General features: G+C 70.3%; 6 protein-coding genes and 4 pseudogenes. 7 read left to right on the top strand and 3 right to left on the bottom strand.

Translation table 11 applies throughout. The annotated features are described in order from the left end of the window. Positions 1 to 350 (bottom strand): transposase domain-containing protein (locus DIZ27_RS43595; protein ID WP_181384019.1); only part of this gene is annotated, 350 nt, incomplete at its 3' end. 205 nt (positions 351 to 555) lie between these two features. On the opposite strand from DIZ27_RS43595, the pseudogene DIZ27_RS43600 reads away from it, so the two are divergent. The 4 genes and pseudogenes from DIZ27_RS43600 to DIZ27_RS43615 all read left to right on the top strand — a co-directional run. Beyond that, positions 556 to 1368: pseudogene (locus DIZ27_RS43600) on the top strand (IS110 family transposase); the annotation flags it as partial. Between the two features lie 444 nt (positions 1369 to 1812). Further along, the gene (locus DIZ27_RS43605) at positions 1813 to 3054 is read left to right on the top strand and encodes an IS110 family transposase (protein WP_109383802.1); all 1242 of its coding nucleotides are present in this window, start codon (positions 1813 to 1815) and stop codon (positions 3052 to 3054) included. A 23-nt stretch (positions 3055 to 3077) separates the two neighbouring features. Then, a pseudogene (locus DIZ27_RS43610) lies at positions 3078 to 3467 on the top strand (transposase); the annotation flags it as partial. A gap of 262 nt (positions 3468 to 3729) precedes the next feature. Continuing rightward, on the top strand, positions 3730 to 3951 hold the full coding sequence (locus DIZ27_RS43615; RefSeq protein ID WP_258308892.1) for a hypothetical protein: 222 nt from the start codon (positions 3730 to 3732) through the stop codon (positions 3949 to 3951). A gap of 22 nt (positions 3952 to 3973) precedes the next feature. On the opposite strand, the pseudogene DIZ27_RS43620 reads toward DIZ27_RS43615, so the two are convergent. Further along, a pseudogene (locus DIZ27_RS43620) lies at positions 3974 to 4513 on the bottom strand (transposase); the annotation flags it as partial. A gap of 19 nt (positions 4514 to 4532) precedes the next feature. On the opposite strand from DIZ27_RS43620, the gene DIZ27_RS43625 reads away from it, so the two are divergent. Beyond that, the gene (locus tag DIZ27_RS43625; RefSeq protein WP_258308891.1) at positions 4533 to 5291 is read left to right on the top strand and encodes an IS6 family transposase; all 759 of its coding nucleotides are present in this window, start codon (positions 4533 to 4535) and stop codon (positions 5289 to 5291) included. Positions 5292 to 5481: 190 nt separating this feature from the next. Here the strand turns inward: DIZ27_RS43625 and DIZ27_RS43630 are convergent, their stop codons facing one another. Then, a complete protein-coding gene (locus tag DIZ27_RS43630; protein ID WP_109383805.1) occupies positions 5482 to 5868 on the bottom strand; it encodes a metalloregulator ArsR/SmtB family transcription factor in 387 nt (128 codons plus the stop codon). A gap of 94 nt (positions 5869 to 5962) precedes the next feature. Between DIZ27_RS43630 and DIZ27_RS43635 the strand changes: the two genes are divergently transcribed. Both DIZ27_RS43635 and DIZ27_RS48275 read left to right on the top strand, forming a co-directional pair. Beyond that, on the top strand, positions 5963 to 7942 hold the full coding sequence (locus DIZ27_RS43635; RefSeq protein WP_109383806.1) for a heavy metal translocating P-type ATPase: 1980 nt from the start codon (positions 5963 to 5965) through the stop codon (positions 7940 to 7942). Continuing rightward, positions 7939 to 8069: pseudogene (locus tag DIZ27_RS48275) on the top strand ((2Fe-2S) ferredoxin domain-containing protein); the annotation flags it as partial. The gene DIZ27_RS43635 and the pseudogene DIZ27_RS48275, both read left to right, overlap by 4 nt.

Below are 8069 nucleotides of genomic sequence, written 5' to 3' on the forward strand. Positions count from 1 at the left end.
CCTCGGAACAGCTCGCCGTCCGCGCCGAGCGGCCGGGCCACAGACCGGAACAGTTCCCGCATCACCGGCCAGCCGAGTCGCTGCCGGGCCCTGGTCAGCGACGACTTGTTCACTCCGGACCAGGACCGCAGTCCCTTGTCGCCGTTCTTCACGAGCCGGAGGACCTCCAGGTAGTCGGCCTGCGGGAACAAGCACATCGCCAGCACGAAGTACACCGTGAACCGGGCGGACAACAGACGTCGGCGCTTTTCCGAGCGCCCCGCCTCACCCACCAGCCGGTCCACCAGCTCAGGGGGACACGACCGGGTCAGGACCCCCAACCCCAGCCGCTCCAGTCGCGATATCAGCACACCGCTTCAACCGCCCGAACCCCGCAAAAGCAACGGCATTGGAACGCATGGCCCGGGGGGTGGTGTCACCGGCTCCGGAGGCATCGACAGACCGCTGATTAGGGGCATGACCACCGGCCTTTCCGCAGGTCGGGAGGCTCTTCGTAATGTGGATGTGGCGATCGGTGCCGTGGGACGGCCGGGCGGGGACAACCGGAGACTGCACATGATCGACACCAGCGACATCGGCGTCTTCCTCGGCCTGGACGTCGGCAAGGGCGAACACCACGCCACCGCCGTCACCCCGACCGGGAAGAAAGCCTTCGACAAACGGCTGCCCAACAGCGAACCCAAACTCCGCGAGCTCTTCGCAAAGCTGCAGGCCAAGCACGGCACCGTGCTCGTGGTCGTCGACCAACCTGCCTCCATCGGCGCCCTGCCCATCGCGGTGGCCCGCGACATGGGTTGCCAGGTCGCCTATCTGCCCGGACTCACGATGCGACGGATCGCCGACCTCTATCCCGGCGAGGCCAAGACCGACGCCCGTGACGCCTTCGTCATCGCCGACGCCGCCCGGTCGATGCCGCACACGCTCCGCTCCATCGAGCTGGACGACGAGACCATCGCCGAGCTGGAGATGATCGTCGGCTTCGACGACGACCTGGCCGGCGAGGCCACCCGCATCAGCAACCGGCTGCGCGGCCTGCTCACCCAGATCCACCCACACCTCGAACGTGTCCTGGGCCCGCGCATCCAGCACCCGGCCGTGCTCAAACTGCTGGACCAGTTCGGCTCGCCGGCCCTGATCCGCAAGGCCGGACGGCGCCGGCTGATCGGCCTGATACGCCCGAGGGCTCCGCGGATGGCCGAGCGGCTGGTCGAGGACATCTTCACCGCGCTCGACGAGCAGACCGTCGTCGTCCCCGGCACGGACGCGGCCGCCCTGATCGTCCCCAGCCTCGCCGACTCGCTCCAAGCCGTCCTGGGCCAGCGCAAACTCCTCGCCACGAGGATCGAGGAACTGCTGGAGGCCCACCCTAATGGGCAGTGAAGTGGGGCACCGCCAGGCCCACCCCGGCCCGTCGAGGCCCTGAAAGAGACTGCGGGCCCCGCTTCAGCAAGCGCCATGCATCGTGGTGGTGATCGGTGCCGGGAAGCCGCAGAGTAGGCCTGGGCCCTCGAGCCGTTGGACAAGCGCCGGCCCCGGCACCGTTCACCACCACGAGAGCGGACACAACTACCGCATCCAGTCCGACGATCGGATCGTTGAAGTCCGTGGTCCGAGCCGTCTGCGGGGATCACCTCTCAACAAGCCCGGAGCCGCCGAGCTCCTGAGCAGACCGAGGGTCCCGCGGGCCGCTGGGGTCACGAACGGCTAATCGGATGCTGGGCCATCGAGCCCTTCCATTAGGGAGACGCGTGCCCCCGCACGGCTGCGACCAGCAGCAACACGCCCCCTGACCGAGAGGACGAAAACGACACGATGACCGTCACCTGCGGGATCGACTGGGCCAGCGACCACCACGACGTCGCCCTGGTCGACCACGAGGGAGCTCTGCTGGCCCGAGCCCGGATCACCGACGACGCCGCGGGCCTGCAACAGCTCCTGGACCTGCTCACCACCCACGGCGACAGCGAGGACACCCCGATCCCGGTGGCGATCGAAACCTCCCGCGGCCTGCTCGTGGCCTGCCTTCGAGCCACCAAACGTCCCATCTACGCGATCAACCCGATGGCAGCTGCTCGCTACCGCGACCGGCACGCGGTCGCCCGCAAGAAGTCCGACCACCTCGACGCCATGGTGCTGGCGAACATCCTGCGCACCGACCGAGCCGCCCACCGACCGCTGCCCGACGACAGCGAACTCGCCCAGGCCATCGCCGTCCTGGCCCGCGCCCAGCAGGACGCCGTCTGGGACCGCACTCAGGCCGGCAACAAACTCCGTTCCCACCTGCGCGAATACTTCCCCGGCTTCCTCGCAGCTTTCCAGCCCAGACGCGAAGGGCTGTGCTCGAAGATCGCCCGCGTCGTACTGGCCGCCGCGCCCACCCCGGAACAGGCAGCCAAGCTCACCCGCACCCAGCTGCGCTCACTCCTGAAGAAGGCCGGCCGTCAGCGCGGCATCAAGGCGGAGGCCGAACGGCTCCGCCAGGCCCTGCGGGTTCCGCAGATGCGGCAGCTTCCGCAAGTCGAACAGGCCATGGGCCGCCAGGCCATCGCTCTGCTGAGACAGCTCGACGCCGCCTGCACCAGCGCAGACGATCTGACCGCTGCCGCGGTGGAGTCTTTTGAAGCACACCCGGACGCCGAAATCATCACCAGCTTTCCAGGGCTCGGCTCTCTCACCGGCGCCCGGGTGCTCGCCGAGATCGGCGACGACCGATCCCGCTTCACCGACGCGAAGGGACTCAAGGCCTTCGCCGGGGCCGCACCGGTCACCCGGGCGTCCGGCAGAAGCCTCGCGGTCATGGCCCGCCGGGTCAAGAACCAGCGCCTGGCCTCGGTTGGCTACGTGTGGGCCTTCGCCGCGCTGACCGCCTCACCCGGAGCCCGCGCCCACTACGACCGCCGACGGGCCGACGGCGACCGCCACACCGCCGCCCAGCGCAACCTCTTCAACCGCATGCTCGGCTGCCTCCACCACTGCCTCACCAAACGAACCCACTACGACGAAGCCACCGCATTCCCCGTCCCCCAAGCCCCTCAACTCTCCGTTGCCGCTTGACAGATCAACCGCATCGGATGTCTCTTTCCCCGGTCCTGACGTCCATGCCCGGCGTCGGCGCCAGGACCGGAGCCCGGATCCTCATCGACGTCGGCGACGGCAGCAGTTTTCCGTCCGCCGCCCACCTGGCCGCTTACGCCGGACTCGCTCCGGCGACCCGCAGCTCGGGCTCGTCGATCCGTGGCGAACAGCCCTCCCGCCGGGGAAACAAGCAGCTCAAACGGGCCTTCTTCCTGTCCGCGTTCGCGGCCCTGGCCGACCCGGTCTCGCGGGCCTACTACGACAAGAAGATCGCTCAGGGAAAGCACCACACCCAAGCCCTCCTCTGCCTCGCGAGACGACGAGCCGACGTGCTCTTCGCGATGCTCCGCGACGGCACCTTCTACGAACCCCAACCCGCCCCCACGGGTTGACGAAACCCATAGGGGCACCCCCCGCAGGCGCGGGGGCGACAGCATGTAACTCGCCTCGCCCAGCGCATCCTTGGAGCAGCCCCTGCGGGCGCGGGGACGACTGCACCGCCGGCCCTCACGATGAACGCAGCCCGGGCATCACCCAGCGCTACATGTCCGTTCGCCGTAGACACCTCACGTTGCTATGCCGTCAAGTCGGGTACCGCGGAGCCGTGTAGCGTGGCCCGCCTATTCGAACGGGCGGGGTGGAACGTTGGTCGACGTGGTACGCGTCATGGAGGCACTGGCTGAGCAGGGCGTCACGGTGCTGTTCAAGGCGGATGCGGAACGTATGCATGACGGAGTCAGGCCGTGGACTTTTGTCGCGAATGGTCTCCCTTTCCACGAAGACCTGCTCGTGCGTACTGATGCCGCTTCGGTGGAAGCTTGCTTGAAGGTCTGCCTGCCGCAGTTGCGTGCCCGCGGGCTGGTCATCCCCGAGTAAGGGTGATCCGGCCAGCAGTGATCTATGCGGCGGCTGATGCTGTGACGTCGAGCGAGGCCGGAAAGGCCAGGCTCTCGTCATAGCTCCGGCGTCGCTGAAGGCAGTGGTAGAGCTGGCCGAGCATGCGGTTGAAGAGGTGGCGCTGGGCCACGGCGTGCCAGTCTCCGTGGTCGTCGCGTCGTCGCCGGTAGTGAGTCATGGCGCCGGGCGAGCCGCGGAGTGCCGAGAAGGCCCACAGGTAGCCGGCGTGGTTGAGCCGGTCGTTCTTGACCCATCGGCGGGGGATGCTGGACTTCTTGCCGGAGGCTCTGGTGATGGGTGAGGACCCGGCGTATGCCTTCAGCCCGCGGGCGTCGGCGAAGCGGTCGCGGTCGTCTCCGACCTCCGCGAGCACCCGGGCGCCGAGCTGAACGCCGAGACCAGGGAAGCTCAGCAGGATCTCGGCATCCGGGTGCTGAGGGAACGCTTCCTCCACTGCCTCAGCCAGGTCGTCGGCGGCGGTGCAGACAGCTTCCAGCTGGACCAGCAGAGCCAGCATCTGCTTGCCAAGAGGCGTTGTCACGTTGGCTGACCGGCCTGGGATGATCTTGGAGTTGATCGTGCCGGGGAGGGATTCGCTCGTGTCGTCCGCGTCGCCGTCGTACAAGGGGCACCGGTACCCAGTCGAGATCATCTCCCACTGTGTATGGCTGTACTTCCGCTTCCCGCTGTCGTACCGCGAGGCCGGGGAGCTGATGCTCGAGCGCGGTGTGGTCGTCTCCCATGAGACGGTCCGCCGCTGGTGCGCCAAGTTCGGGCAGGCCTACGCCGGCGCGCTGCGCCGTCGGCAGCCCCGGCCCGGGGGCAAGTGGTACCTGGACGAGGTCTTCATCAAGATCAACGGGGAGCTGAAGTATTTGTGGCGGGCCGTGGATGCCGACGGCACCGTCCTGGACATTCTCGTACAGACCCGGCGGGACACCGCTGCGGCCCGGCGGTTCTTCCGCAGGCTGCTGAAGAAGACCTGCTCGGTGCCGCGGGTGATGGTCACGGACAAGCTCCGCTCCTACGGCGCGGCCCACCGCAAGGTGATGCCCTCGGTCGAGCACCGTTCCCATAAGGGCCTGAACCACCGGGCCGAGAACAGCCATCAGCCCACCCGGCAGCGCGAACGCGCGATGAAGGGCTTTTGCGGCGTCGGCGGAGCCCAGCGGTTCCGGTCCGCGTTCGGCGGCATCCCACCCCGCTTCCGGCCCCGCCGCCACCGGATGACGGCCACCGGCTACCGCGCCGGGATGACCGTCCGCTTCGCTATCTGGGACCAGATCACCGGCGCCGCCGGCCGGCCCGCCGAGGCCTGAGCACCGGCCCGAAATCCGACCCCCACCACGCCCCGACGCGCTGTCAGAGATCCAGGCTCCCAACAACGTGACAGCGCCGTCCGGAGCGTTCCTGCCAACCGGCCGGTGCGGGCCCCGCCGCCTGGCGGACCTCCGCTCCGATGGACGGATGCACGGCGAGGGCGGAGGCGGCGGCTGGGCCAGGGATGACTCAGCGGGCGCCGGCCGCCGCGGCCGGGGCCGGGGTGTCGCGCAGGCCCAGGCGCAGGTGCTCGACGTGGTAGAGGGCCTGCTCGAGCAATTCGGCGACGTGGTCGTCGTAGAGCGAGTAGACGATCGAACGGCCGTGGCGTTCGCCGGTGACCAGGCCGAGGTTGCGCAGCAGGCGCAGCTGGTGGGAGCAGGCGGAGGCTTCCATGCCGACGGCTTCGGCGAGGTCGCCGACCGAGCACGGGCCCTCCTGGAGCCGGGCCAGGATGTACAGCCGCGAGGGAGTGGCGAGGGCCTGGAGGGTGGCGGCGACGTCCGCGGTGCCGACCGCGTCGAGGCGTGCGCGGGTGCTGGCGCTGCTGGCGGTGGTGTCGCGTCCGTGGCCCATTGCTCCATCATACCAATGACGACTGAAAAGATGTTCATACGTTCCTGTACGGTGGAGGCGTCGCCCCGTCCCGCCCGTGAAGGGTTGCTTCGCCATGTCTTCAGTCTTGGACCAGCAGCGGTCCGCACTGCCCACCGGCGCCCCGCGGCCGGCCCCGCCCCGGCGCCGCACCCGCCTGCTGGCGCTGCCGGAAGCCCGGTGGGCGCTCGCCGCGCTGGTGCTGTTCCTGCTCGCCCTCCCGCTCTACCTTCTCGGCGCCCCGGCCTGGCTGTGGGGACCGCTGTTCGCCGCCGTCTACGTCACCGGTGGCTGGGAGCCGGGCTGGGAGGGCCTGAAGGCCCTGAAGGACAAGACGCTGGACGTGGACCTGCTGATGGTCGTCGCCGCCCTGGGGGCGGCCGCGATCGGCCAGGTCCTGGACGGCGCGCTGCTGATCGTCATCTTCGCCACCTCCGGCGCCCTGGAAGCCGTCGCCACCGCCCGCACCGCCGACTCCGTGCGCGGCCTGCTCGACCTCGCCCCCACCACCGCCACCCGGCTCCTGCCGGACGGCATGGAGGAGACGGTGGACACCGAGCAGCTGGCGGTCGGGGACACCATCCTGGTCCGCCCCGGTGAGCGGGTCGGCGCCGACGGCCAGGTCCTCGACGGGGCCAGCGACGTGGACCAGGCCACCATCACCGGCGAGCCGCTGCCGGTGGCCAAGCAGGCCGGGGACGAGGTGTTCGCCGGCACCGTCAACGGCACCGGCGCCCTGCACGTGCGCGTGGATCGGGATCCGTCGGACTCGGTGATCGCCCGGATCGTGACGATGGTCGAGGAAGCCTCCGAGACCAAGGCCCCCACCCAACTGTTCATCGAGAAGATCGAGCAGCGCTACTCGATCGGCATGGTCCTCGCGACCCTGGCCGTGTTCGCGATCCCGCTCGCCTTCGGAGACACCCTGCAGTCGGCGCTGCTGCGGGCGATGACGTTCATGATCGTCGCCTCGCCGTGCGCGGTGGTGCTCTCCACCATGCCCCCACTGCTGTCCGCCATCGCCAACGCCGGCCGCCGCGGCGTGCTCGCCAAGTCCGCCGTCGTCATGGAACGCCTCGGCCAGATCGACACCGTCGCCCTGGACAAGACCGGCACCCTCACCGAGGGCACCCCCCACGTCACCGACCTGTGCCCGCTGCTCGGCAGCGGCCTAGAGGAGGGTTCGCTGCTCGCGCTGGCGGCGTCCGCCGAGCACCCCAGCGAGCACCCGCTGGCCCGGGCCGTCGTCGCCGCCGCCCGCGAACGCGGCCTGCCCCTGTCGGACGCCGAAGGCTTCACCTCCATCCCGGGGCAGGGGGTCACCGCCACCGTCGCCGGCCACATCATCACGGTCGGCGCGCCCGCCCGGCTGCTGGACGGTGCCGCCCATCAGCCGCACCGGGCGGTGGTGGCCGAGCTGGAGGAGGACGGCCGGACCGCGGTCGTCGTCCTGCGCGACGGGGCGCCGGTGGGCGTGCTGGGGATCGCGGACCGGCTGCGGCCGGACGCGGCGGCCACCGTCGCCGCCCTCACCCGGCTGACCGGCCGCACCCCGGTGCTGCTGACCGGCGACAACGAACGCGCCGCGAAGCATCTGGCCGCCGAGGTCGGCATCACCGAGGTCCGCGCCGGACTGCTGCCCCAGGACAAGGTCGCCGCCGTGCGGGAGTGGGAGGAGCAGGGCCGCAAGGTGCTGGTCGTGGGCGACGGCGTCAACGACGCCCCCGCCCTGGCCGCTGCGCACTCCGGGATCGCGATGGGCAAGGCCGGCTCCGACCTCGCCCTGGAGACCGCCGACGCCGTCGTGGTCCGCGACGAGCTGGCCACCATCCCGTCCATCGTGCAGCTCTCCCGCACCGCACGCCGCCTGGTCATGCAGAACCTGGTCATCGCCGGGGCGTTCATCGCCGTCCTGGTCGCCTGGGACCTGATCGGCACCCTCCCCCTGCCCCTGGGCGTCGCCGGGCACGAGGGCTCCACCGTCATCGTCGGCCTCAACGGCCTGCGCCTGCTGCGCGAGGCCGCCTGGCCCCGACTCACCAAGGACACCGCGTGAGCAAACGCACCCGCCGCACAGCCCCCGCCACGGGGGCCACACGGCCCACCGTCACCGTCTGCCGCGGCTGCTGCTGCGGCACCCCCAAGGTCCCCGGCCTCGACCACGCCGCCCAGCTGCGCGACCT

It is taken from the genome of Streptomyces sp. NWU339, from assembly GCF_003143855.1.
GTDB lineage: Bacteria > Actinomycetota > Actinomycetes > Streptomycetales > Streptomycetaceae > Streptomyces.

Excerpts from the sequence above, each read along its gene's own strand:
- DIZ27_RS43605 (WP_109383802.1), top strand. The coding sequence starts at position 1,813 with ATGACCGTCACCTGCGGGATCGACTGGGCCAGCGACCACCACGACGTC.
- DIZ27_RS43625 (WP_258308891.1), top strand. The coding sequence starts at position 4,533 with ATGATCTTGGAGTTGATCGTGCCGGGGAGGGATTCGCTCGTGTCGTCC.
- DIZ27_RS43630 (WP_109383805.1), bottom strand. The coding sequence starts at position 5,868 with ATGGGCCACGGACGCGACACCACCGCCAGCAGCGCCAGCACCCGCGCA.
- DIZ27_RS43635 (WP_109383806.1), top strand. The coding sequence starts at position 5,963 with ATGTCTTCAGTCTTGGACCAGCAGCGGTCCGCACTGCCCACCGGCGCC.